The organism is Motilimonas thetidivivens, assembly GCF_046452435.1.
Classification (GTDB): domain Bacteria; phylum Pseudomonadota; class Gammaproteobacteria; order Enterobacterales; family CBDFNC01; genus Motilimonas.
The window spans coordinates 23,555-49,228 of the sequence record NZ_JBKFDK010000020.1 but is presented as its reverse complement, the minus strand read 5'-3'; the positions used below and the strand labels follow the sequence as shown (position 1 = coordinate 49,228).

Here is a 25,674-nt window from a genome sequence, read left to right as displayed (position 1 = left end):
CCCCACAAAGCGATAGCAAACTAACGTGATACAGATAAATAATCTGTCCTTTCGTCGTCGAGGATCTCACATCCTCGACGCAGTGAATTGCGACATAAAAGCAGCAAAAATAACCGCCCTGATAGGCCCTAATGGCTCCGGCAAGAGTACCCTACTCAAACTGATTGCCGGGGTCTTAACACCTAATTCAGGGCAAATAACCATCAACCAAGTGCCTCTGAAACAATGGCCAGCCAAACAGTTAGCCAAGCAACTAACGATGCTACCACAGCACAATCAGGTGCCAGTCGGGTTAACGGTCAAGGAGCTCGTCGCGATGGGCCGCGCTCCTCACTTGGGTTTATTTGGCCGACTAGACCAACAAGATCATACCAAAATCGACTGGGCGATGGCGCAAGCCCATTTAACGGATTGGGCAGATCGGCGCGTTGACCAATTATCAGGCGGTGAAACTCAGCGTTGCTGGTTAGCCATGATCTTAGCCCAAGATACCGACATAGTGTTGCTAGATGAACCGACCTCCTATCTCGATATCGGTCATCAAATTGAACTGCTAGAAATAGTTAAGACCTTGAATCAGCAATACCAGAAAACCATTGTTTGGGTATTACACGATTTAAATCAAGCCAGTGCTTACAGTGATGAAATATTGCTTCTCGATGGCGGTAAACTGGTTGCTCAAGGGTCGCCTAATCAAGTGTTAACAGCCGAACGCGCCTCAGCCATCTACCAAACACCCTTGATTTCCAGCCAAATTGGCCAGCAAAGTATCCTGTGGCCACAAGCGCAAACCGTCACTGATACCTCGAGCGTGACCCTATGATTGCACCGCGTCTTAGTGTCACCTTGCTAATAAGCTCGTTAATTAGTTTGTTGTTTGGATTGCTGCTAGCAGGACAAGCGAGAGCGGCCATGCCAGCCAAGCCCATTTGTGTTGCTGAACTTTGCTTAGCCAAACCAGCGCTCAGGGTGGTTGCGTTAAACTGGAGTGCGGCCGAAATGCTGCTCAGTTTAGGCATAGTACCGGTGGGCGTAACCGATATAAAGGGCTACAAAAGATGGCAATCCAACCATCCTGAAATGCCTGATTCGGTCGTTGAACTGGGCCGACGCGAAGAGCCGTCGCTAGCTGCGATTGCCGCGCTTGAACCCGATCTCATTGTAGGCTATCGCTTTCGCCATAACCGCATTAAGCACCTTCTCGACTCCATCGCCCCGACTTATATTTATCAGCAATATCCTAATTTGGACCAAGCTGACTTTAGCTATTTCAAACAGCAACAACAGATATTGCAAGAGCTTGCCGTACTGGTGAATAAAGTCCCACAGGCGCAGGCATTATTACAACAAATGCATCAAGTGCTTGCCGTAAACACCGCGCTATTGGCTCAACAAAAGCTAACCAAGCAAAGTATCGCTTTTGGTAAGTTTGTTGGCATGGGTTATGGTCTAAGGTTGTTTGGTCAAGCCTCTTTGGTTGCGACAGTTGCGAATGAACTGGGTTTAAATTATCAATGGCATCAGGTCTTGCCGGGTAAAGACTTTACCCATTTACAGCTTGCCCAATTACCACAAATAACCGTTGATAGAATGATTTTGGTGCAAGATCCTAATCAACTTGGCTTGCGCATGGTGCGCTCCCCGGTGTGGCAGCACTTACCTTTTGTTGCAAACCAGCAGTTGGTTTATGTGGAGCCGCTATGGAGCTTTGGCGGCCCCATTTCGGTGATGCGCATGGCCAATGCCTTAACACAAGCCTTGACTTCGCCCGCTGCCAAGACTCATCCCAGCCCCCTTGTTTCATTTGCTGATGGAAATTAAGCATGACCTTGCCTTCTCTTAAACAGCCTCATTTGCTGTTGCTTTTATCCATGCTGGTGGCATTTAGCTGGCTTGGCTATGTCACTCAGGTTAACCAGTTCAACCCCATTAGCTTGAATGAAATCTTGATCTGGCTGCAAAAGCGAGACTGGGCTACACCACCAGATTTAGCCAGCAGTGTCTTTTGGTATATAACACTGCCCACTTCTATCATGGCAATCATCATTGGCGCCATGCTGGCTTGCTCGGGCGTGTTGATCCAAGTTAGTTTAAACAACGACTTTGCATCACCTTCTACCTTAGGCATTGGCTCTGGCGCCCTGCTTGGCAGCTTGTTGGTACAGATGCTATTACCTGAGCCCAGCTTGATTAGCATCTGGGCCGGTTCGTTTTTCGTGGCTCTAATGGTGTCAATTTTGGTGTCTTTACTCAGCAGCTTCATTGGTGGCGGACGGCTTAATATCGTCTTGATCGGCATGGCCATGAGTATTGGCGTTGGGGCTCTCGCCTCTGCGTTGATGATCTTTCATGAACAAAAATTCGATGGCATGTTTCTCTGGGGTAGCGGCCAAATTGAACAGACCGATCATCAATTGCTCCAGCTAACCCTGATCCCGAGTGTGTTGTTACTCGCTATTTGTATTGGTCTTGCGCATAAATTAGCTCTGTTTACCTTAGGCTCAGATCTAGCGAGACATTTAGGTATGAACGTCAAGATTTGGCGCGGGTTGTTTTTATTGCTCGCCGTTGCGCTTGCCTCTCTGGCCACCAGTGTCGCTGGCCTGATTGGCTTTGTCGGTTTAATGGCACCACATTTGGCTCGCTTTCTTGGCGCTCGTCAGTTGCCCTATTTAATGACCATGGCCGCCTTGATTGGTGCGCTATTGGTATTACTGGCGGATGGCTTCTCGGCCTTGTGGATGGGTGCGGGTTACCGACTGCCCACTGGCGTGTTAACGGTATTACTCGGAGCCCCCTTTTTAATTTGGTTATTACTGGCCAGCCGTAGTCGCTTTCAAGCGGCCAGTGAGAATAAACGCTTTGGTATCGAACCCATTATCAAGCTCACACCTCTAACGATAATCTCTGCTTGCTTGTTGCTGGCTATCGTCAGCATCGGGTTTTGGTTGCCATCAGCCGAGGATATGGGGGCGCGCTTTGCTATCTGGCGAGTCGCAATCGCATTTTGTGTTGGCGCGGCCTTAGCTATGTCTGGCTGCGTACTGCAAACCCTACTCCGTAACCCAATGGCCAGCCCTGATATCTCTGGCATTTCTTCTACCTCGGTGTTGTTTGTGGCTTTGGGCATATTATTTTTCCCCAGCTTAAGCTACTGGCAACTCGTCGCATTAAGCATGCTGGGAGCAGCCACCGTATTGTTTATTTTACTGGGGGTAATTCGGCTAAATTTGAGCATTGCTCAGTTGGCATTATTTGGCGTAGCGATTGCCGCCTTTTCCAGCACGGTTACAACCGTGCTACTTGCGATGGGCTCAAGCCATGGTGGTAGCACTTTACTTTGGCTTTCCGGCACCACTTATGGCACAGGTAAATGGCAAGTAAGTTTTATCGCAGGCACTAGTTTGCTGGTCATGCTGTGTTTTCTTGCCTTATCACGACGCTTAGACAGTTTGATGCTTGGTGCTCCATTGCCTCAATTGCAAGGGCTTAAACCTAAACGCCTGATCTTGCTGAGCATGCTACTTACCGCTTTACTCACTGCGGCTGCGGTTGCTGTGGCGGGTAGTATTGGCTTCATTGGTTTGTTAGCCCCGCATATGGTGCGTTTATTTGGTGCGATAAAGCATGCCTGCTTAATTCCTGCCAGTGCGCTTTTTGGCGGCGCTTTAATGGTTTGGGCTGATGGCCTAGGTCGCAGCTTGATTGCCCCTGCAGAAATTCCCGCAGGGATCATGATTTCCTGCCTTGGCAGTCTGTATTTCATTTTATTAGTTATTGTTGGCTATCGTTTACAACGACGCTAGGCCGATTGCTCATTACAATTTGGATAAGTTATGTTGGATTACATTAATATCATCAATCAGCGAGTTTCCTATCACGCCCATGAATTAACGGCACCAGCGCCATCACCCGACGACTTAATGACCATCTTATCGACGGTAACAAGTGCCCCCGATCATGGCCATCTTTGCCCTTGGCATATCTTAATCATCACCCCTGAGCGGATGGATAACTTTTGTGATCAAATGCTACAACATTGGCAGGCCCATCACCCCGAAGAAGGTAAAACAGGTCATGCCAAACGACTGCTTAACTACATACGTCAAGCACCGATGATGATATTAGTGTCTGCCAAAGTCACTCCCAATCATCCTGTATGTGAAAGCGATCAGGTGTTTGCAGCAGCAGCCGCTTGCCAAAATATTCTGTTAGCAAGCCATCAATTAGGTTACGGTGCGATTTGGTATTCCACCGATGTGGTGCAAGATGCCAAGCTAAAAAGCTTATTTGGTTTGACCGCAGCAGATCAACCGGTTGGGTTTATCATGCTAGGCAGCATAGTCAAAACCAAACAAATTAAGCGGCCTGAGGTGGCCTCTTTTTGTCATTACTGGTAATAGACGTTAACGTCGAACAGTTGGTGTCGCGCTGGAATATTAGGTTGGTTTATATGCTAGGTTGAATTTGATAGCGAGCCAGCAGCACTAAGCCACCGACTCACATTTTGGCTGACTAGGCGTTAAGTAAACGTCTAGCTGCATCGACAACCACACTAATGGCACGATGCTCTGTTCCCTTCATTTGCGACTCGTCTGGGATTTCTTGTTGGGTTCGGTTAATGATAACACCAGCCACACAGCCTGATTTTAAACCTTGGCTGGCGCACATGGTGAACAAGGTGGCGGATTCCATTTCAAAGTTCAACACCCCCATTTGTTGCCATTCTTGCATTGAGCCTTGGAAACGCTTAACCACTCGGCCAGAAAAAGTATCGTAGCGCTCTTGTCCTGGGTAGAAGGTATCACTCGATGCCGTTACACCAATGTGAACGTCAGCTCCTGATGCTTTTGCTGCAGCAACCATGGCGGTAGCGACATCAAAGTCAGGCACCGCAGGAAACTCCATAGGAGCGAAATGCAAGCTAGCGCCGTCTAAGCGAACCGCACCGCTGGTCACTATGATATCACCCACGTTAATATGCGGCTGGATTGCACCTGTGGTACCAATCCGCAAAAAGCTACGCACACCCAGCTGAGCCAATTCTTCAACCGCTATTGAGGTAGACGGCCCACCAATACCCGTTGAACAAACCACCACACTGTGCCCGTCTAATTTAGCGAGATAAACGGTATATTCACGATGAGATGCGAGAAACTTAGGTTGTTCCATTAAGTTGGCTATACGCTCAACTCGCGCTGGATCGCCGGGAATAATAGCTAAGGTTGCGCCTTCAATATCTGCTGCATTAATGCCTAAGTGAAATACATTTTCAGTGCTCATGGTTGTTCTCCAAGCCATCTATTCAAAAAACCAATTTACTTAAATCATAGTGGGGCATTTGTTCTGCTGATCACAATTTTGTCGTCACCAGACTTAATTAATTCGATATGAACCAAACGTGTTGCTCACAGTTTTTTTGCTTAATCCATCCTATTTGTTTTGCTTCTAGCGCATTCTTAGTCCTCTCATTGCCCCCTCATTATCAATCCATTTCTATAACAAACAGTGGCTGCAGCCCCACACAAAATCACATCGAGTTGGTTGCACCTTGCAAAAATGTTTCACGTGGAACATTCGTATATTTTTCCCTTCTAGATTTTGTGTCGTATTGTTGTGCCCCTTTCCTGTCCCGCTAAGGCTTTGACAATATGTAGATAAGCCATTTCTGGTGGCCATAATTCAACATGACAAGCATGGCGTTTTCCGCTATCTTCACTGCTCGATTTTTCCGTAGTGACTACTCGCTATAATAGATAGCTTATTCGGTAGGTTTGTAATATGTCTTTCTCATCCTTTGGTAACAAGTTCACCCGCCATTCAGGTATCACCCAATTAATGGATGATCTAAATGAAGGTATTCGCGGTGGTGACGATATCCTTATGCTTGGCGGCGGCAACCCAGCCTCAATTCCTGAAATTGAAGTTAAGTTTAAACAAAAACTCGAAGAGCTAAATCAGTCAGGCGCCCTCATTGATGCCTTAGGTAACTATGATGGTCCACAAGGCAAAGATACTTTTCTTGATGCCCTTGCGACACTGTTTCGTGACACCTACGGCTGGAATATCAGCAAAAAAAATATTGCCTTAACCAATGGCAGCCAAACTGCGTTCTTTTATTTGTTTAACCTTTTTGCAGGTAAATACCCAGACGGTAGCCATAAAAAGGTACTCTTTCCCCTTGCTCCGGAATACATAGGTTATGCCGACGCCACCTTAGATGAGGAAGTCTTTGTTGCGGCTAAGCCAAGTATCGAAGAATTGGATAATGGCCTATTTAAGTATCACGTTGATTTTGAGCATTTAGACGTTGGCGATGATATCGGGCTGATCTGCGTTTCTCGCCCGACTAACCCAACCGGTAATGTCATCACAGATGAAGAGTTACAAAAGTTAGATGCCATCGCTCAAGACAAAGGTATTCCACTGATTATTGATAACGCCTATGGTACGCCCTTTCCAAATATTATCTTTGCCGATGTTAAACCGATTTGGAACGACAACATTATCTTATGTTTAAGCTTATCTAAACTCGGCTTACCGGGCGCTCGATGTGGCATCGTTATCGCAAACGAACAAACCGTATCAGCCCTGTCAAACTTGTCTGGCATTATCGCCCTGTCACCTTGCAGCATTGGCCCTGAACTCGCATTACCTTTTATTCAAGATAAGTCCATTATTGAGATGAGTGAGCAAATCGTTAAGCCGTTTTATCAAAAACGAGCCGAGCATGCAGTTAGTCTCTTACAGGAACAAATAACCGTTCCTGGGTTTCGTATTCATAAACCAGAAGGGGCTATCTTTCTCTGGTTATGGTTTAAGGACCTGCCAGTAACTTGTGGGCAGCTATACCAGAGACTGAAACAAAAAGGGGTATTGGTTGTTCCGGGTCACTACTTTTTCCCTGGCTTAGAGCAGGAATGGCAGCATACTCACGAGTGCATTCGGATGAATTACTCGCAGCGTACCGAAGATGTAGAGAAAGGCATTGCAATTATTGCTGCCGAGATCAACGCCATTTATGCCAAACAAAATAGCTAACCTCAATGCTGGCTAATGCAGTCAACCAATGAATATCGTATGAATAAGTAGCAAAACTTCGTTTTCAGAGATGAAAACACAAAGCGTATTGGAACATATTCACCGCGTGTTTGCGGATTATTCATACGATATAGCTTACCCAAAGCTCAAGTTCGTTAGATCGAAATAACTCACGCAGCCAATAGCCATCATGGTCATTGGCAAGTGCTCTTGTAATCTTCCTCTCTCTTTCCGGCTTCTCCCACAGCCCTCACTAGTCAAAATACGACTAGTAAAAAGAACTAACCAACCTCAATTCTGGTTAAGGATCCAGCCAATGAATATCAGATGAATAAGTAGCAAAACTACGTTTTCAGGGATGAAAACGCAGAGCGTATAGGGACATATCCACCGCGTTTTTGCGGATTATTCATACGATATAGCTTATCCAAAGCTCAGGTTAACCACACTATATGTCATGCGCTCTATTGGTAATTCAATATCCATTTCTATCGCCGAAGAACTGCTTATCATGGAAGAAATGTTGCATTCATAGCTGCACTAAATCCGTAACCATGAACCGCAAATTTTGCCCAGACTACGCTGCGGACTATGGCCAATGTTTCACGTGAAACACTTTATTAAAATTCAAGCACAAAAAAAGCCAAACAAATTGTTTGGCTTTTGAGAAATCAGCGCTGCTTATTGCACAGCTAACCTAAGCATTAGACGTCCAGGTTAGCCACTTTCATTGCATTAGATTCGATGAAAGCACGACGCGGCTCTACTTGGTCACCCATTAAGGTAGTAAACAATTGGTCAGCCCCTACCGCATCCTCGATTTTTACTTGAAGCATACGGCGGTTTTCTGGATCCATGGTGGTTTCCCATAATTGCTCTGGGTTCATCTCACCTAGCCCTTTATAGCGTTGAATGTACAAGCCACGTTTAGATTCTTTCATCAGCCAATCTAGTGCTTGCTCAAACGAACTAACAGGTTGTACTCGCTCACCACGTTTAACGAATGCGCCCTCTTCTAACAGGTTAGAAAGAGTGTGGCCCAGTGACGTGATTTGTTGGTATTCATTAGACGAGAAGAAGTCATAACCAAACTCGTAATCTTTATCTAAACCATGTAAACGGATAGTGATAACAGGAACAAAAACATCGTTCTCTGAATCTTTCACTACCTTATGGCTATAGATAGCACCACTAACTTCTTCGTCATTGAGCTGATCGATAATCAAGCTGATCCACGCTTCTACTTTTTCTTCGTCGGATAAATCCGTCACGGTTAATGGGTTGGTATACACCAATTTTTCCATTGCAACCGCGGGATACAAACGAGAGAAACGCGCAATCATTTGGTTAACACTGCGATACTGGCTCACGATTTTCTCAAGATTTTCACCGCTGATACCCGGAGCTTCGGCATTAACGTGTAGGCTTGAGTTATCGAGTGCCATACTGGTTAGGTAACTTTCCAGCGCGCCTTCATCTTTAACGTAGCTCTCTTGCTTACCTTTTTTCACTTTATAAAGTGGAGGCTGAGCAATATAGATATAACCACGCTCGATAATTTCTGGCATTTGGCGATAGAAGAAGGTCAACAGCAGAGTACGAATATGCGAGCCGTCGACATCAGCATCGGTCATGATAACAATGCGGTGATAACGCGTTTTGTCAGGATTATATTCATCACGGCCGATACCACAGCCCATGGCGGTGATTAAGGTGGCTACTTCTTGTGATGACAACATCTTGTCAAATCGGGCTTTTTCAACGTTTAGGATCTTACCTTTAAGTGGCAAGATAGCCTGCGTTTTACGATCACGACCCTGCTTAGCACTACCGCCCGCAGAGTCACCCTCCACTATGTATAGTTCAGATAGCGCCGGATCTTTTTCCGAACAGTCGGCTAATTTACCTGGTAAACCTGCGATATCAAGGGCGCCTTTACGACGAGTCATTTCCCTTGCTTTACGCGCTGCTTCACGCGCACGGGCCGCATCAACTATCTTGTTTACAACGGTTTTAGCATCATTAGGGTTCTCAAGTAAGAACTCAGAAAGCTTTTCACCCATGGTTTGCTCAACCGCAGGCTTAACCTCAGATGAAACCAGTTTATCTTTAGTTTGCGATGAGAACTTAGGGTCAGGAACCTTAACAGATACTACGGCAGTCAAACCTTCACGGGCGTCATCGCCACTGGTGTTGGTTTTGCCTTTTTTGTTGTAGCCTTCTGCTTCCATGTAGTTATTCAGGGTACGCGTTAGTGCACCACGGAAACCAGCAAGGTGAGCACCACCATCGCGCTGTGGAATGTTGTTGGTAAAACAGAAGATGTTTTCTTGGAAACCATCGTTCCACTGCATGGCAACTTCTACCGAAATGCCGTCTTCACGTTCGTGACAAAAGTGAAATACTTTTTCATGCACTGGGGTTTTGTTGGTGTTTAGGTATTGAACAAAAGCTTGTACACCACCTTCATAACAAAAATGATCTTGCTTATCCGCTTCACGTTCGTCACGCAAGATAATCGACACGCCTGAGTTTAGGAACGAAAGTTCACGTAAACGTTTAGCTAAAATATCATAGTGAAATTCAACATCACTAAAGATGGTAGGGCTTGGCCAGAAACGAATTTCTGTACCTGTTTTCTCTGTTTCACCCTTAGCTTCTAGTGGCGCTTCTGGCACACCTAGGTGATAGATTTGTTCATGTACGCGACCATGACGCTTAATCTTAATGCGCAATTTGTCGGACAAGGCGTTAACAACCGATACACCTACCCCGTGTAAACCACCGGACACTTTGTACGAGTTATCATCAAACTTACCGCCGGCATGTAATACCGTCATGATAACTTCAGCGGCAGATACACCTTCTTCTTCGTGAATATCAACAGGAATACCACGACCATCATCTTTTACCGACACCGAACCATCAAGGTGGATGGTTACTACGATATCTTTACAGTGGCCTGCTAAGGCTTCATCGATGGAGTTATCGACCACCTCAAACACCATGTGGTGCAAACCTGAACCATCATCGGTATCACCAATATACATGCCCGGACGCTTTCTTACCGCATCCAAGCCTTTTAACACCTTAATACTCGACGAGTCGTAAGAGTTCTCTGACATACCAAGATCTCACTTATTGCTCTGAAACGTTTCCGTGTTCCACGTGGAACACTTTAATTTGTTGCCCAAAGAGTTCTTCTACCTGCTCTTTTTCAATCGCAGTGATAAACACCTGAGCGCCTGATTCGGCAATGTGTTTTGCCAGGGGTATGCGTTTTTCTCGGTCCAACTCAGACGCAAAGTCATCAATCAAGAAAATACATTTAGTTGAACCTACCCCATTTTGGAATTTGCCTTGGGCGAGCCGAAGAGCACAAACCAATAATTTTAACTGACCTCGAGACAACACGTCTGCAACGGGAACCCCGTCTACTTTTATCCGTAGATCGGCTTTTTGCGGACCAATACTGGTGTACCCTAAGGCACGATCGCGCTCAAAATTCTGCTGCAAGTAACCTTGTAGCTCCCGCGTTTTGTCCCACCCTTGAAAAAAATCTAAGGTGAACTCAAATTCCGGCAAGAAGTCTTTTGCCGTTTGAAGTATCTCTATTTGCAACTGCTCGAGATACTCACGTCGTTGCTGGGTAATCACTAAACTACGTTCACCCAACTCATTGTCCCAAAATCCGATATCCCGATAAGAACGCGCCGTTTTAAGGGCGGCATTACGTTGCTTTAGCAAACGCTTCACTCTTAACCACTGCGGGAAAAATGAGGGCTGTAAATGAAACACCCCCCAATCAATAAAACTGCGCCGCCCTTTTGGTCCTCCCGTCAGCAAGCTATAGCCTTCTGGATGGATAAGTTGCAACGGCAACAGTTCTGCCAACTGGGCTAATTTTTCCGCCCGTTGGCCATTAATCTTTAACTCAGTTTCACCACTGCGGGATTTACGCAGACCTAAGGGAACACTTTGCTCTTGTTGCTGAAACCGAGCAAACAAGGTAAATGCTTCTTGCTCATGCTGCACAATACGTTTTGTTAGGTGAGAGCGAAATGAACGCCCTAACCCCAAAAAATGAATTGCTTCTAGGATGCTGGTTTTACCACTGCCATTATTGCCAAGTAGTAAATTAACCCCTAAGTCAGGCTCTAAACGGGCCGCTTTGATATTACGAAAGTGGCTTAAATTAACCTGAGTTATTGGCATGTTATAAGCGCATTGGCATTACAACATACATAGCATCTGAGGCCTGCTCAACCGATTCATCCGCTTCAATCAACGCACTGCTATTGGCATCACGCATGGTGAACTTAATGCGCTCACATTTTAACGTATTTAGCACATCCAGCACATAGCTAACGTTAAAGCCAATCTCTAAATCGTGAGCAGGGAAGCTAACATCGAGGATTTCCTCGGCTTCTTCACGCTCTGGATTGTTGGCAGTGATTTTTAATAAGTTCTCAGATAAGGTCAAACGCACCCCACGGAACTTTTCGTTGGATAGAATAGCGGCGCGTGCAAACGCTTGTTTTAGCTCTTCACGGCCCGATGACAGCACCTTATCACCATTATCTGGGATCACGCGACGATAATCAGGGAAGCGTCCATCCACCAACTTACAAGTAAAGGTAAAGCCAGCGGTAATCGCCCGTATGTTGTTGCTGCCGATTTGGATCTGCAGTGCTTGGTCGTCGTTATCAAGTAACCGAATTAGCTCAAGCACGCCTTTACGCGGCACTATGATGGATTGATTTTGTAGTGCTTGTTCAAGTTTAACCGAACACATAGCAAGACGGTGACCATCGGTAGCGACACTCTTAAGTTCATGGCCATCGGTCTCAAAATACATTCCATTAAGATAATAACGCACATCTTGGCTAGCCATGGAAAATTGCGTACTTTCAATCAATCGGCGCATTTGGCTTTGTGGCAAGCTAAATTCAACTATGCTCTGCCAAGATTCAATGTTAGGGAAGTCGTTAGCCGGTAATGACGATAAGGTGTAACGACTGCGACCAGAGCGCAAGATCACCTTGTCATTTTCAAGAGTAAGGCGGATTTCTGATTGGTCCGGTAAACCGCGACAAATATCCAGCAACTTACGCGCAGGTACGGTAGTACGGCCCGGCTGAACCTCACCTTCTAGCGGCATTTGACCAATTAATTCAACTTCTAAGTCTGTCCCTGTTAAGGAAAGTAAGTTGTCACTTACTTCGATCAATACATTACCTAAAATGGGTAAAGTAGGCCGGCTACCTAGGGCGCCTGTCACCAATTGCAATGGTCTTAGTAACGCTTCGCGATTAATAGAAAAATGCATGGAGGCCTTTCCTTAAGATGACAAAGTTCGAATTAAGTTAGAGTAATCTTCTTTAATATCATGGCTTTCTTCGCGCAACTGTAAAATCTTACGGCACGCATGAAGCACGGTAGTATGGTCACGACCACCAAAGGCATCGCCTATTTCAGGTAAGCTGTGGTTGGTTAGCTCTTTGGCTAAAGCCATGGCAATTTGACGTGGGCGGGCGACGCTGCGACTACGGCGTTTTGACAATAAATCAGCCATTTTTATCTTGTAATATTCGGCCACGGTTTTTTGAATATTATCTATGGTCACTAGCTTTTCTTGCAGTGCTAATAAATCACGCAAGGCCTCGCGCACAAAATCTATGGTGGCGGCACGACCAGTAAAATCGGCATTGGCGCGCACCCGGTTTAACGCCCCTTCTAACTCACGCACATTAGAGCGCAAACGCTTGGCGATAAAGAAAGCACTTTCATCAGGGAGATCAAAATTATGCTCGGCGGCTTTACGCTTTAAAATAGCCACTCGCGTTTCTAGCTCGGGAGGCTCTATCGCCACTGTTAAGCCCCAGCCAAAACGTGATTTTAATCTGTCTTCTACGCCGTCGATCTCTTTCGGATAACGGTCGCTGGTGAGAATGATCTGTTGATTACCCTCAAGTAAGGCATTGAATGTATGGAAGAATTCTTCTTGAGAGCGCTCTTTGTTAGCAAAAAACTGAATATCATCGATCAATAAGGCATCAACACTGCGATAGTAACGCTTGAATTCTTCAATGGCATTACTTTGCAACGCCTTAACCATGTCTTGCACGAAACGCTCAGAGTGCATGTAAATCACTTTGGCATCTTTTTTGTGTTCACGGATACCATTACCCACGGCGTGCAATAAGTGGGTTTTACCTAAGCCGCTGCCACCATATAAAAATAGCGGGTTATATGAACCACCAGGGTTTTCTGCCACCTGACGTGCTGCAGCTCGGCCTAGCTGGTTTGACTTACCTTCAACAAAGTTATCAAAGGTATAGTTTAAATTAATGTTGCTGCGATGAAAGATCTCTGGCTTAGCCTTAGCTTCCGGCTGCTCCCAAGGTGTTTTATTGGTACTGTTAGCAGGCGCTTGCTGAGCCGGCTTTGTGGCGGCTTTGGTTTCAATAACAACGGGTTTACTGCCCACCTCAAATTTAAGGATCGGCATATCGTTATCGCAAAATTCGGCTAGCAAAGAGGTAAAATGATTGAGGTATTTATCTCTCACCCAATCCAACACAAAACGATTAGGTGCATAAAAGGTCAATACATTATCTTTCAGCTCGGTTTGTAGTGGGCGGATCCACATGCTGAATTCTGTTGCCGGCAATTCATCCTTTAATCTAACGAGGCAATGTTGCCAAACTGAAGAAGACACAGATCACTCCAAAACAAAAAAACGGTCGCATATTTTAGCTTGCTAAGCCCGATTTCTCTAGGCTTTATATCACCATATTGGCAAATTTGCGCCTTGACAAAAACAGATCGAAGCGGTTTGTAATAACTATCCGTGATTAGGATCTCGCCACCCGCGAGCAATGTTTGCATAGCGAGTTTACCTGCCCCACACAAGTGTTTATGATAACAACAAATTAGCCCATAGGATTCAGTGAGATGGAGCCCACTCCGCATAAAATCAAAGGTTCGATCAAACAAGATCCTTTTGTACAAAATCTATTAGAGCGCATTCCAGAAGATCTTCACGACAGTTTTACCGATGAACAATTGATCCACTTAAAGGTGGCATTGGGCGCACGCAGTTGGGGCAATCATAAAATAGACCTGCGCGGCACGGTCAAATTGCTGCGTTGGCGCTACTATTATGTATTTTTAGCCGGACGAAACAGACGCGAGTTAACTCGTCGTGAGCGTCATATTTCCCGCTTGATCCAAGCTGGCATGCTGAGCTTATTCTTATGTTTTTGTACAGGCTTAGGTATTTTGATCTTGTACCTGCTCAAATCGGCTGCGGGAATCGATCTGATCCCAGGATTTTCGTTTGGTGTTTGGGACTGGTTTAAAACCACTTGGCTTAACTGATGATCCTTATCTCCATAAACTAAGTGTCAAGACGATCCTTTGGATCCTTGCTTAATTACTAAATCACTATATAATCTCGCGCACTTTCTCTGCACTAAAATATGACCTCTATATAAAGGTGTATTTGAAAGGCGAATTTTATTTTGAATAAAATTCACCCAGATGATGGCATTTAAATTGACTTGACCTAGTTCAAGGTATAGAATTCGCCCTCTTTTTTGAGGCCAACTGACATAATGTCATTCACAGCATTATGAACGAAAGCCAACTGTACAGTTAACTGATAACGGAAAGAACCATGAAACGTACTTTTCAACCAAGCAATCTTAAGCGTAAGCGTTCTCACGGCTTTCGTGCTCGCAAAGCGACCAAAGGCGGTCGTCAAGTGCTAGCTCGTCGTCGTGCTAAAGGCCGCGCACGCCTGAGCGCATAATTAATCAGACGTGATTAATTTATCGTTCAATCGGGAGTTACGTTTGTTAACTCCCGAGCAATTCAAAAACGTCTTCAAAGACCCAATTCCAGCTTCATCCCCACACATTACTATACTCGCTAAACCTAATGGTCTGAATCATCCTAGACTAGGTCTTGCTATACCCAAAAAGCACATCAAACTTGCTGTTGGCCGAAACCGAGTAAAACGAGTGGCGCGAGAGAGCTTTCGTATTCATCAGCATCAATTACCCGCTGTCGATCTGGTTGTCATCGCCAAAGGTGGCTGCGGTAACCTGACAAATGAAGAGTTGGCTAAACTAATAGGTAAACTATGGCAAAGAATAGTTCGCCGTTGCAATGGTTAGCCATAGGCTTAATAAAATCCTATCAGATACTTATTAGTCCACTGCTTGGTCCACGCTGTCGATTCCATCCAACTTGCTCTCACTACGCAATTGAGGCAATTAAAACGCACGGATTGGTAAAAGGTTGTTGGTTAGCGGGCAAACGTCTTATAAAATGTCACCCTTTAAACCCTGGTGGGTACGACCCCGTTCCTAAACCCAACAAAAGAGATTAACTAAATTATGGAATCTCAACGTAATTTTTTACTTATTGGTCTACTGTTTGTCAGTTACTTACTTTTTGTCGCTTGGACAGAATTTAAGAATCCGCAACCAGAACAACCAGCCGTTGCCGCTACACAATCAGCGAGCGTGCCAACTAGCACTAATTTAAGTGCTGACGTGCCTGCTGCATCTGCTGATACCAACCAAGATGTTCCTGTTGAATCAGGTACCTCTGCTCACAAACGCATTACACTTGAGAGTGATACTCTTAAGTTAGTCATAGATACCGTTGGCGGCGACATCGTTGAAGCTGACTTGCTGTTGTACCCAGAAGTTCAGGATGAGCCAGCTCCCTTTAAGCTACTAAAAAGTGAGCAAGGTAATACCTATATTGCGCAAAGTGGTTTAACAGGCCAAGGTCCAGATGCCAGCCCGAAAGGTCGTCCTCACTACACCACCAAACAAGATGCTTTTGTTCTTGCTGAAGGCGAAGACAAGGTTTCTGCACAGCTTTTCTTCACCGCCGAAAACGGCGTGAAATATGTTAAGACCTTTACTCTACTTAAAGGGACTTACGAAGTTGACGTTGATTACCAAGTAGTTAACAACTCAGATGCGCCTGTCAGTTTGACTCTTTATGGTCAACTAAAACAAACGATTCAACCTTCTGGTGGCAGCCTAGTTATGCCAGTGTACCGTGGCGGAGCTTACTCAGCGCCAGCGACGGATACGCGTTATCAGAAATATTCATTTGATGACATGCAAGATAAAAACTTAAACATCAACACTAACGGTGGTTATGTGGCGATGCTTGAGCATTATTTTGTGTCTGCTTTTGTGCCAAGTGAAGAACAACAAAACCGTATTTACAGCCGAGTGATTGGTGGCGATGCGGCAATTGGCTTCACCGCGCCAGCTCAAGTGGTTAACGCGGGCGAACAAGCCACTCTTAGCACTAAACTATGGGTTGGTCCAAAGCTGCAAGATGAAATGGCCGCGGTAGGCAAACACTTAGACCTGACTGTAGACTACGGTTGGTTATGGTTTATTGCTCAGCCGTTATTCCAGCTGCTGTTATTCTTCCAAGGTATTGTAGGTAACTGGGGTGTAGCGATTATCTTAGTCACCTTTGCGGTGAAAGGTGTGATGTACCCGCTAACCAAAGCACAGTACACCTCGATGGCTAAAATGCGTTTGCTACAGCCTAAGATCCAACAGCTACGTGACCGCTACGGTGAAGACAAGCAGAAAGTATCACAAGGCATGATGGAGCTTTACAAGAAAGAGAAAGTAAACCCACTGGGTGGCTGTTTACCTATCTTGCTACAAATGCCTATCTTTATTGCCCTTTACTGGTCATTAATGGAATCGGTAGAACTGCGTCATGCGCCTTTCTTTGGCTGGATCACTGACCTTTCGGTACAAGACCCATACTTCGTATTACCTATCTTAATGGGTATCAGTATGTTCTTTATCCAAAAGATGTCACCAACCACGATTCAAGATCCAATGCAGGCTAAGATCATGCAATATATGCCAGTGGTATTTACGGCATTCTTCTTGTTCTTCCCTTCAGGTCTAGTGCTTTACTGGCTAATGAGTAACCTAGTGACCTTGCTACAACAATGGCTAATTTTCCGTGAATTAGACAAGAAAGGCTTAGGTAAGAACGCTACGGCTTAGCGCTAACGCGTCATTAACCGATAGCAAAACAAGGAGCCGATTGGCTCCTTTTTTGTTACTAACTACGTATAATAAACAAAACCTTTTTCAGCAGGCATTATTGATGAACTCAATCGACACTATTGTGGCGCAAGCCACTCCTCCTGGACGCGGCGGCGTCGGCATTATTCGTGTTTCAGGCCCAGCTTGTGAGCAGGTCGCAGAAATAGTGTTAGGCAAACAGCCTCGCGTGCGTTATGCCGAATATCTGCCTTTTCTAGACCAAGATAATCAAGCGCTGGATGAAGGTATCGCCCTGTTGTTTAAAGGGCCGTATTCGTTTACCGGCGAAGATGTATTAGAGCTGCAAGGTCACGGCGGCCCGATCGTGATGGACATGTTGATCAAGCGTATTTTGCAAATACCTGGGGTGCGCACCGCTCGACCGGGTGAATTTTCTGAACGCGCCTTTATGAACGACAAGCTAGATCTAGCCCAAGCCGAAGCCATTGCCGACTTAATCGAAGCCACCTCAGAGCAAGCGGCTAAAAGCGCACTGCATTCATTACAGGGCGAATTTTCCAATAAAATTAATCAATTGGTTGAAGCTCTGATTCACCTACGTATCTACGTTGAAGCCGCCATCGACTTCCCCGATGAAGAAGGGGTCGACTTTTTATCCGATGGCCACATTCAAGCTCAGCTATATGACATTATCGACCAGCTAGCCAAGGTACAAGATCAGGCCAAGCAAGGTGCCATTATGCGAGAAGGCATGAAGGTGGTGATAGCTGGACGCCCTAATGCCGGTAAATCAAGCTTACTCAATGCCCTAGCCGGCAAGGAAGCGGCCATTGTCACCGAAATTGCGGGCACCACGCGTGATGTATTACGCGAGCATATCCATATTGATGGCATGCCGCTGCATATCATAGACACGGCTGGTTTACGTGAAAGCCCAGACGTGGTGGAGCAAATCGGTATCGAGCGCGCTTGGCAAGAAATCAATAATGCTGATCGGGTATTGTTTATGCTTGATGGCACCACTACCGATGAACTCGACCCGGCTAAAATCTGGCCCGACTTTGTCGAGCGCTTGCCCACTAATATAGGCATGACAGTGGTGCGCAACAAAGCCGATTTAACCGGTGAAACCTTAGCCATAACCGAAGATCACGGCCATCCGGTTTATCGCATTAGCGCCAAAACAGGACTGGGCTTAGATGCACTACGCAACCACTTAAAGGAAATCATGGGCTATCAAGGCAATACCGAAGGTGGCTTTATGGCCCGTCGTCGCCACCTCGAGGCGCTCAATATCGCCAGCCATCATGTTGATAACGGCAAAGAGCAATTAGAAGTCTATATGGCGGGAGAACTGCTTGCAGAAGAATTACGTTTAGCCCAAGAAGCGCTCAGCGAAATCACTGGCGAATTTACCAGTGACGACCTGCTAACGCGGATTTTCTCGAGCTTTTGTATCGGAAAATAAGTCCGATCACCTTTTTGCATAACCTAAGGCAGCAGACATCAATCAGCTGCCTTACTCAGTTATCAGTCAAACATATCAAACAAGTTAAACTCATCTGATTCAAACAAAGTGTGAGCAAAAAGCTTGCGCTGCATACGCTGATTTAGCAATATATTCAGCGCTTTGACTGATGTCGTCTTTAAACGCTTGGAATTTAGCTCTTGGGTTTCCACCAGCAAAGCATGTCGATAGTCATCTAGAGTATGCTCACGTGAGGCCTTGCTACCACCACCAAATTTCTGCCAAATTCTGCTTTCAATACTGCCGCCATGCTGCATTTGCTTATGCTCATCATTGAGCAGGCTGATCTTGTTTCTTAAAGCCGCCTCTAGCTGCTTTATCAACTTGCTATCAAGCTCCAAGTTATGCTCAGGCAAATGCTGCTGGGCTAGCAATAGTAGAGCAAGAGGATCTTTGGCTTTTTTGGCCTGTGAAAGCTGCTGCATTAAGGCTTTTTTCTCGGTCTTTTTGGCGGAGTCAAGCTCGCGATCTGGGTGTAAGATTTTAGCGAGTTGGCGATATAACTTGACCATTTGTTTGGCCCCAAATAACGACCCGGCTTTAGCGGCATCGTCATTGGTTACACCTTTGTCAAAATATTCAGATTCAGCAAACGGGTCGTCCCATTCAAACTCAAAATCATCAACATCATCCCCTAACTCTTCAGCCCATGCTTGCTCTCTTTGTCTCAATAGATCTTCGATAAATTCCTGAAACTTAGCAGGCTCCTTGAGCAGTTGCTTAAATTCTTCGTCACTTATGGGCAGTGTTTCGCCAAACATATCTGATAATTCATCCCTTAATTGGTCCACCTGCTCCATCGGGATATCGTCAATATTATGCTCAGGCTGTTTAACTAAGCCTTGGCTAAACGCTTCACGCAGCGTACTGATTTTTATCGGGTTAAAGGGATTTGCTTCGAGAATATCGATTTCCTCAGCAATCCAATCATACAAGGCTTCTCGCTTTTCACCCTTGATGGATTTGCGCGGGATAAAGCTAATCAGGTGTAAGATCCAATCTTGGGTTGCAACACAAACCCCCTGCTCCTCTGCCGCCACTTGCTGTTTGAAAGTGTTGTAAAACTCATCGAGCTTGGCTTTATAACGCTCATTGCGTTGCTGTTTTTTTTCTACATCAGCCCATAGTTTGTGTAACTTATTGGCCGCAGGTTTACTGCTGGTTAAAGCAGAGATGGTCATGGCTGTCATGGCAGGCACTATTGATAAAGAGTCAAGCGCAATAGCTTACTAAACTAATAGGCGAAGCTAAAGAACCAAACATTCCGAATGATAGGATGAGTTTGTTTGGCTCTAATTTACCTCAATTCTGGTTAATGGAGCCAGCCAATAAATATCGTATGAATAAGTTGCAAAGCTTCGTTTTCAGGGATGAAAACGCAGAGCGTATAGGGACATATTCACCGCGTTTTTGCGGATTATTCATACCATATAGCTTATCCAAAGCTCAGGTTAATTCGCCTTACGCAACTGTAACTTAGCGATGCGTTTGCTTAGGGTGTATATATGCTTAAGGCCGTTAACCCATTCCATTTGCGCTCTAAAGATATCTAATCTCTCGTCGGTATTTTGCACTAATCGCTCAGCTTGCCGGGCCAGTACTTTTTCTAGCAGCACATTGATTTCACGCTTAGCACTGAGTACGTTTTCGGCCAGCTGATCGTCGTTGCGTCGTATCGCATTCACACTATCGAGCAAGGCTTCTCGCACCCGACTTTGTGTTGTATCTAACACTGTACGCATTTCATTACTCGCCATCAGGTTTGATTCCAAGGTGTGATAGCTTAGCGGCAACAGCACATTAACCACGGTATCCGCTATGTTTTCAAGATGATCGGTAATACTAACCAAGTTTATTTGCTGCTTACTTTGTACTTCTGTTAGCGGAAATTGACGCAATTGACCAAGGTAACGCAAAATTTTACCGTGCAGTAGATCCACTTCATCTTCAATCTTTTCGATGTTACGCAAGGTTTCACGAACCTGTTGTTTATCGTCTGCGCTTTGCATTGGCTGAGCCAATGGCGGCATGGCATTAAGCATATTGACCACCCGCCGACCCACTCGAGAAACCTCCAAATTAGCTTGCTCTAGGGCGATATCTGGCGTCGCTAAAAAATCCTCTCTGACATATTTCAACGCCAAACTACGTTGTTGTTTAGTGCTCTCGGGCTGTGGCACCAGTTTTTTTACCGCCAACACAAACAAGTGACTAAACGGCAACATGATGATCGTATTCATGACATTAAAAATGGTATTGGCATTGGCGATCTGCCGCGGCGTTTCAACAGCCAGCCGCTCCATGCCAACCAAATCAGGATAACTCGGCGAAATAGACGTCGCGAATGAAGCCAGCACAGCAAGCAAAGGCAACCAAATCAGCACGCCAAAAATATTGAATAAGAGGTGGAGCCCTGCCGCTTGTTTAGACTCTGCAGATTTACCTATCGCGGCCAGCACGGCGGTCACACAAGTACCGACATTGGCTCCCATCGCCATGGCTATCCCCGACTCTAAACTAACAAAACCTTGTGTCGCCAAAACAATCACGATCCCGGTGGTCGCAGAGGAAGACTGCACCAAGGCGGTGAACAATGCCGCTATCATAATGGCAAATAAGGGGTTGTTCATGCGCGCCATAAAATCAACAAAAGGAGCAAAGGTACGCAGCGGTGACATGGCATCGCTCATGGTATTCATGCCTAAAAACAACAGCCCCAAACCCAAAATAATATTGCTGTAGTTTTTGCCACTTTCCGTTTTTGCCAACACTTGGTAAATAAACCCCAAAGCAATAAATGCCAGTGCGACTTGTGTGACCTTAAACGCGATGATTTGCGCGGTGATGGTGGTGCCAATATTAGCCCCCATGATAATGCCAACTGCTTGGTTTAATGACATTAACCCAGCACTTACAAACCCCACCACCAGCACCGTGGTCACCGATGAAGATTGGATCACTGCGGTTAGCCCAGCCCCGGTTAAGACACCACTGACACGATGCGTGGTCAGCTTGGCTAACACATATTTCATTCGACTACCGGCGGCGCGGCTTAAGGCTTGCGTCATTTTTTCCATGCCGTATAAAAACATGGCTAAGCCACCAAACAACCCCATCAGCATGGTTGGATAATTTAAGGGATCATTGTTTGTCTCTGCCATTGCTGCGGGAACAATCAGACAACACACGATAAGCAGTAATCGAATCATCAACAACACTCCCCATGACAACTAATATCTTTTAGTGTAGCTGTCGCCAAGACGAGTTTCCCCTTTATTATCAAACCTTCAGCAAAATGTTGGGGGATAATATATTTATTAATTGAGCAACATTTACGATGACTAGCTAATCTTTCAAGCTTGTTTTTGTAGCGCTTATTGAAGGAGATAATACAAAGGTGTCGTTATCGGCTGCGCCTATGTAACATAGTGAACTACGCGAATTTTAGTGGCGCTCTTTCGCTGCAACTTAATTAAAAGGGGGCGTAAAACACCCCCAGTCATCTTCAATTTATAACTATTCAATTTACAAATTAACCATCAAACTTGGCATATTCAGTACGTATCAAATCGTAATTATCCGTTTGTAGAGAAGACACCAGTTGTATCACTTCACTTTCTGTAATCCCTAACTGCTTCAATAACACAGATCCCCTGATCAACGTGCTCTCAATATACCCAGTACCCGCATTTTTGATGCCTTTGGCCACTAAATCGCTCTGCTCTTTTAACGTACCAACTCGAACGAAAATATCCAATGAGGGATAAAAGCTATGCAATGTGACCGCCAAGGCTTTGGCACGCTCTATATCACGTACGGAAATATAGATAGCAGAAGCCTTATTAAGCCCTGCCGCGTCTTGTGTTATAGAACTATACATATCGCCATAATGAACATTTCGGCCTATTTTCTTACCTTTAATGACCACATCGATATCACGCTCAAACGCTATATGGGGAATGCCTGCTTTATCTAGCATTAAATCTATCAGCTGGCCAACTTCGTCGTACCCAACAATAACGACATGCTTTTCTAACGGTTGAGATACCGTATTTTGGAAACTCGGTGCTGTACTGAACTTGTCAGCTAGCCGATTTCCCAATTTCACCATTAAAGGCGTTAAGATCATACTGGTTGCCACCACCAGCATAGCTAAAGAGTGTCCAGTATCCGTTAACAGGCCTGCAAGGGTGGCCGTTGCCAATAACACGAATGAAAACTCACCCACTTGGGATAAATAAAAGCCTGTTTTTATTGCGACCGAGCGCCGTAAACCAAACAAAACCACCAGCCCAGCGAGCACTAAGCCTTTTACCAGCAAGACAAGAGGTACAAAAATCAGCAATTTTTGCCAATCTTGAACAATCGCCCCCACATCAATGGACATCCCCACCGAGATAAAAAAGAGAGCCATTAGAGTTTGCTTAAATGGGCTAACCATAGATTCAATTTGAAAACGGTAATCCGAAGCAGACAACAGCATCCCCAGTAGGAACGACCCGAGAGTCATTGAGACTCCTACATGATCAACCGCCCAGGCCGCAGATAAGATAGCCAAAAAGACCAACACGCCAAAGACATCCATTTGTCTTCTGTGTGCCAAGCGACCAAGAAAAAAGGGCAATAAGTAACGACCAATGAAGAAAATACCCGCTAAAACACCTAATACCTGTAATCCTTTATCGAACCATGGCGTAGCTTGATCAGTCGCGGTTATGAGCCAAGATAGGCACTAACGCCATGACAGGAACGATCCATAAATCTTGCGCCATCAAAACAGAAAATGTGGTTTTACCATGTTCAGTGTTAACCTCACCTCTCTCACCCAATGTCGCCATAACAATCGCCGTAGATGACATTGCCAAAGCGAGGCTAATGATGATTGAAGACTCCCAATTAAGGCCGTAAAGAAAGATAAACAAGGTAGCTAAGCAGGCTGCCGTCACTATCATTTGAGCCGAGCCTAAACCAAAAATAAGCCGGCGCATCGACCATACTTTTTGCGGTTGCATTTCAAGTCCAACGGTGAACATAAACAACACCACCCCCAGCTCAGAGATGCTTTGTAATTCATCAACACCTTCAATTGGAACTAAGCCTGGAGTGTTTGGCCCTAAAATGACTCCTGTAATAATGAATCCCAGGATGGCACCAAAACCTAGCTTTTCAAAAATACTGATACAAACTACAGCAACAGCTAAAAAAGCAATGATAGCGATTAGAACTGACGAAAGTTCCATGGTTACACCTAAGTCTTGTGTAGAAAGGGAGTTATTGGGCTGAATAATACCGCTAACTGATTCAACATAGCCATATAATATTAAGCCTATCAACTAGAAACGACCTGCCACAATTGCGCTACTCAGCGCTCGAACAAATTGGATGAATTCGTTATTATTAACAAGTCTAATCATAATAAAGAGCCAAACATGAGCCTAAAAAACGTATTGTTAATTACCTTACAAAAAGGGGATATGACGGGATACGAGCTAGCCAAAGAGTATGACGAAAAGTCAGCTAACTTTTGGCAAGCCAGCCACCAGCAAATATATCGCGAACTAAAAAAAATGGCGGATGAAGGCCTGATAAGCTGCATAGAACAGGCGCAACAAGGCAAACCTGATAAAAAAATCTATAAGGTCACACCCAAAGGTCAGCAATCATTAGAGCAATGGCTTGCACAGCCTACTTCGGAGCGCCTGCTTAACTCCCCTTTTCTCGCCAAGTTTATGGCAGGGGAATGCGCCAACGCGACATCCATCAAAAACGACATAGTACGGCTACAGCAAGAGCATGGAGAATCCTTGGCTCGATTAGAAAGCTATCTTGATCACTTTCCGGTAGATAAAACCCTTCTCAGCAAAGGAGAAAAACTCGCCTATCTGAGTTTGCAGCGCGGTATCATTATGGAACAGGCCTGGTTATCTTGGGCGCAAGCCGTGCTCCCTGAGCTAGAACAGCTAGCCGAGCAAGAACAAGCTTAACCGAAACCGGCCAAGGTACGGTAAACCATCCAACAAGGCCTAAATCCCTAGCTATTTTAAACTTAATCTCCACTAACAAAGATCATGATGCTAGTCGTATCGTCATGGTCTTTGTTATGCTTAAAGCGATCATCATAACAATGGCAAAGGACTCACCATGTTTGCAGTATTAGGTAAATATTATCTTCCCCTTGGCTTACTCAGTGCCGCGCTATTTCTGTCTGGCTGTTCCACATCACCGACCGGGCGTAATCAAATCATCATGTTCTCTAACGCAGAAATGTCACAGTTAGGCGAGCAATCATTTGCAGAAATGAAACGGCAGTTACCGATTAACAAGGACACTAAAACCAACCAATACGTGGGCTGTGTGGCCAACGCCATCATCAAGCAAGTGCCGCCACAAGCAGGCTATGCAAACTGGGAAGTCGTGGTATTTGACAGTGAACAAGTTAATGCCTTCGCCCTGCCAGGCGGAAAAATAGGGGTGTTTACCGGATTACTTAAGGTAGCCAAAAACCAAGACCAACTGGCGACTGTGATTGGCCATGAAGTGGCACACGTACTGGCCAACCACAGTAATGAGCGCTTATCGCAAACCCAACTTACCAATTTAGGCTTGCAGCTCTCTAGCGCAGCACTGAGTTCCAGCCAATATCATAATATGGCCATGGCGGGCTTAGGATTGGGAGCTCAAGTAGGTATTTTATTACCTTATGGCCGAGCGCAAGAGTCTGAATCGGACATGCTGGGGTTAGAATTAATGGCTCAAGCTGGTTTTAACCCAAATGAAAGTGTCCAGCTATGGCTAAACATGGCTAAAGAAGCACAAGGTAGCAATCCCCCTGAGCTATTTTCTACTCATCCGTCACACAATACTCGGATCCAAGATTTACAACGGAAAATAACCACTCTGCCACCCGCTCGAAATAAAAAACCAAGCTGCATCCAGCCTTAATCTCCCGCTAGCTTTTCAGCATCAACAGCAAAGGCAGCGCTAACTGCGCTGTCTTGCTAAAGACAATTCCCACTCTTGGCCTAAATAGCG

General features: G+C 45.3%; 22 protein-coding genes. 13 read left to right on the top strand and 9 right to left on the bottom strand.

Annotation, left to right across the window (positions count from 1 at the left end; genetic code table 11):
* The first annotated feature begins 25 nt into the window (after positions 1-25).
* The 4 genes from ACK8OT_RS14445 (at position 26) to ACK8OT_RS14430 (ending at position 4,400) form a co-directional block, all read left to right on the top strand.
* A complete protein-coding gene (locus tag ACK8OT_RS14445) occupies positions 26-823 on the top strand; it encodes an ABC transporter ATP-binding protein (protein WP_410197231.1) in 798 nt (265 codons plus the stop codon).
* Positions 824-912: 89 nt separating this feature from the next.
* A complete protein-coding gene (locus tag ACK8OT_RS14440; RefSeq protein ID WP_410197230.1) occupies positions 913-1,821 on the top strand; it encodes an ABC transporter substrate-binding protein in 909 nt (302 codons plus the stop codon).
* Between the two features lie 2 nt (positions 1,822-1,823).
* Positions 1,824-3,806: an iron ABC transporter permease gene (locus tag ACK8OT_RS14435; protein WP_410197229.1), complete on the top strand. Its 1,983-nt coding sequence runs from the start codon at positions 1,824-1,826 to the stop codon at positions 3,804-3,806.
* A 30-nt stretch (positions 3,807-3,836) separates the two neighbouring features.
* Positions 3,837-4,400, top strand: a complete 564-nt coding sequence (locus tag ACK8OT_RS14430; RefSeq protein WP_410197228.1) for a nitroreductase family protein — start codon at positions 3,837-3,839, stop codon at positions 4,398-4,400.
* Positions 4,401-4,515: 115 nt separating this feature from the next.
* On the opposite strand, the gene udp is transcribed toward ACK8OT_RS14430, so the two are convergent.
* The gene (gene udp / locus ACK8OT_RS14425) at positions 4,516-5,283 is read right to left on the bottom strand and encodes a uridine phosphorylase (protein WP_410197227.1); all 768 of its coding nucleotides are present in this window, start codon (positions 5,281-5,283) and stop codon (positions 4,516-4,518) included.
* Between the two features lie 498 nt (positions 5,284-5,781).
* Here udp and ACK8OT_RS14420 point away from each other — a divergent pair, with 498 nt between their 5' ends.
* Positions 5,782-7,041 (top strand): valine--pyruvate transaminase, encoded by a 1,260-nt coding sequence (locus tag ACK8OT_RS14420; RefSeq protein WP_410197226.1) that lies wholly within the window; start codon positions 5,782-5,784, stop codon positions 7,039-7,041.
* 704 nt (positions 7,042-7,745) lie between these two features.
* On the opposite strand, the gene gyrB is transcribed toward ACK8OT_RS14420, so the two are convergent.
* The 4 genes from gyrB to dnaA are packed head-to-tail and all read right to left on the bottom strand — an operon-like array spanning position 7,746 to position 13,762.
* Complete coding sequence (gene gyrB, locus ACK8OT_RS14415) at positions 7,746-10,166, bottom strand: DNA topoisomerase (ATP-hydrolyzing) subunit B (RefSeq protein ID WP_410197225.1); 2,421 nt, start codon at positions 10,164-10,166, stop codon at positions 7,746-7,748.
* Between the two features lie 13 nt (positions 10,167-10,179).
* Positions 10,180-11,256 carry a DNA replication/repair protein RecF gene (gene recF / locus ACK8OT_RS14410; protein WP_410197224.1) on the bottom strand — a complete coding sequence of 359 codons (1,077 nt, stop codon included), beginning with the start codon at positions 11,254-11,256 and terminating at the stop codon, positions 10,180-10,182.
* Between the two features lies 1 nt (position 11,257).
* Entirely contained in the window at positions 11,258-12,370 is a 1,113-nt protein-coding gene (gene dnaN, locus ACK8OT_RS14405) for a DNA polymerase III subunit beta (protein ID WP_410197223.1), read from the bottom strand.
* A gap of 12 nt (positions 12,371-12,382) precedes the next feature.
* On the bottom strand, positions 12,383-13,762 hold the full coding sequence (gene dnaA, locus ACK8OT_RS14400) for a chromosomal replication initiator protein DnaA (protein ID WP_410197222.1): 1,380 nt from the start codon (positions 13,760-13,762) through the stop codon (positions 12,383-12,385).
* A gap of 236 nt (positions 13,763-13,998) precedes the next feature.
* On the opposite strand from dnaA, the gene ACK8OT_RS14395 reads away from it, so the two are divergent.
* The 6 genes from ACK8OT_RS14395 to mnmE all read left to right on the top strand — a co-directional run bounded on the left by ACK8OT_RS14395 (position 13,999) and on the right by mnmE (position 18,582).
* On the top strand, positions 13,999-14,424 hold the full coding sequence (locus tag ACK8OT_RS14395; RefSeq protein ID WP_410197221.1) for a 3-phosphoshikimate 1-carboxyvinyltransferase: 426 nt from the start codon (positions 13,999-14,001) through the stop codon (positions 14,422-14,424).
* A 298-nt stretch (positions 14,425-14,722) separates the two neighbouring features.
* Positions 14,723-14,857, top strand: coding sequence for a 50S ribosomal protein L34 (gene rpmH, locus ACK8OT_RS14390; RefSeq protein WP_233072959.1), 135 nt, complete (start codon positions 14,723-14,725; stop codon positions 14,855-14,857).
* A gap of 43 nt (positions 14,858-14,900) precedes the next feature.
* A complete protein-coding gene (gene rnpA, locus ACK8OT_RS14385; protein ID WP_410197220.1) occupies positions 14,901-15,224 on the top strand; it encodes a ribonuclease P protein component in 324 nt (107 codons plus the stop codon).
* A complete protein-coding gene (gene yidD / locus ACK8OT_RS14380; RefSeq protein WP_410197219.1) occupies positions 15,191-15,439 on the top strand; it encodes a membrane protein insertion efficiency factor YidD in 249 nt (82 codons plus the stop codon). Before rnpA ends, yidD begins: the two co-directional genes overlap by 34 nt.
* Before the next feature lie 7 nt (positions 15,440-15,446).
* The gene (gene yidC / locus ACK8OT_RS14375; RefSeq protein ID WP_410197218.1) at positions 15,447-17,111 is read left to right on the top strand and encodes a membrane protein insertase YidC; all 1,665 of its coding nucleotides are present in this window, start codon (positions 15,447-15,449) and stop codon (positions 17,109-17,111) included.
* Between the two features lie 100 nt (positions 17,112-17,211).
* Positions 17,212-18,582: a tRNA uridine-5-carboxymethylaminomethyl(34) synthesis GTPase MnmE gene (mnmE, locus tag ACK8OT_RS14370; protein ID WP_410197217.1), complete on the top strand. Its 1,371-nt coding sequence runs from the start codon at positions 17,212-17,214 to the stop codon at positions 18,580-18,582.
* 62 nt (positions 18,583-18,644) lie between these two features.
* On the opposite strand, the gene ACK8OT_RS14365 is transcribed toward mnmE, so the two are convergent.
* The 4 genes from ACK8OT_RS14365 to ACK8OT_RS14350 all read right to left on the bottom strand — a co-directional run bounded on the left by ACK8OT_RS14365 (position 18,645) and on the right by ACK8OT_RS14350 (position 23,882).
* Entirely contained in the window at positions 18,645-19,832 is a 1,188-nt protein-coding gene (locus tag ACK8OT_RS14365; protein ID WP_410197216.1) for a molecular chaperone DnaJ, read from the bottom strand.
* Positions 19,833-20,093: 261 nt separating this feature from the next.
* On the bottom strand, positions 20,094-21,851 hold the full coding sequence (locus ACK8OT_RS14360; protein ID WP_410197215.1) for a Na/Pi cotransporter family protein: 1,758 nt from the start codon (positions 21,849-21,851) through the stop codon (positions 20,094-20,096).
* A gap of 323 nt (positions 21,852-22,174) precedes the next feature.
* Positions 22,175-23,359 (bottom strand): cation:proton antiporter domain-containing protein, encoded by a 1,185-nt coding sequence (locus ACK8OT_RS14355; RefSeq protein ID WP_410197264.1) that lies wholly within the window; start codon positions 23,357-23,359, stop codon positions 22,175-22,177.
* Positions 23,346-23,882, bottom strand: coding sequence for a cation:proton antiporter domain-containing protein (locus ACK8OT_RS14350; protein WP_410197214.1), 537 nt, complete (start codon positions 23,880-23,882; stop codon positions 23,346-23,348). The genes ACK8OT_RS14355 and ACK8OT_RS14350 overlap by 14 nt, the downstream gene beginning before the upstream one ends.
* A 189-nt stretch (positions 23,883-24,071) precedes the next feature.
* On the opposite strand from ACK8OT_RS14350, the gene ACK8OT_RS14345 reads away from it, so the two are divergent.
* A complete protein-coding gene (locus ACK8OT_RS14345) occupies positions 24,072-24,626 on the top strand; it encodes a PadR family transcriptional regulator (protein ID WP_410197213.1) in 555 nt (184 codons plus the stop codon).
* 157 nt (positions 24,627-24,783) lie between these two features.
* Entirely contained in the window at positions 24,784-25,584 is an 801-nt protein-coding gene (locus ACK8OT_RS14340; protein ID WP_410197212.1) for a M48 family metallopeptidase, read from the top strand.
* The last annotated feature ends 90 nt before the right edge of the window (positions 25,585-25,674 follow it).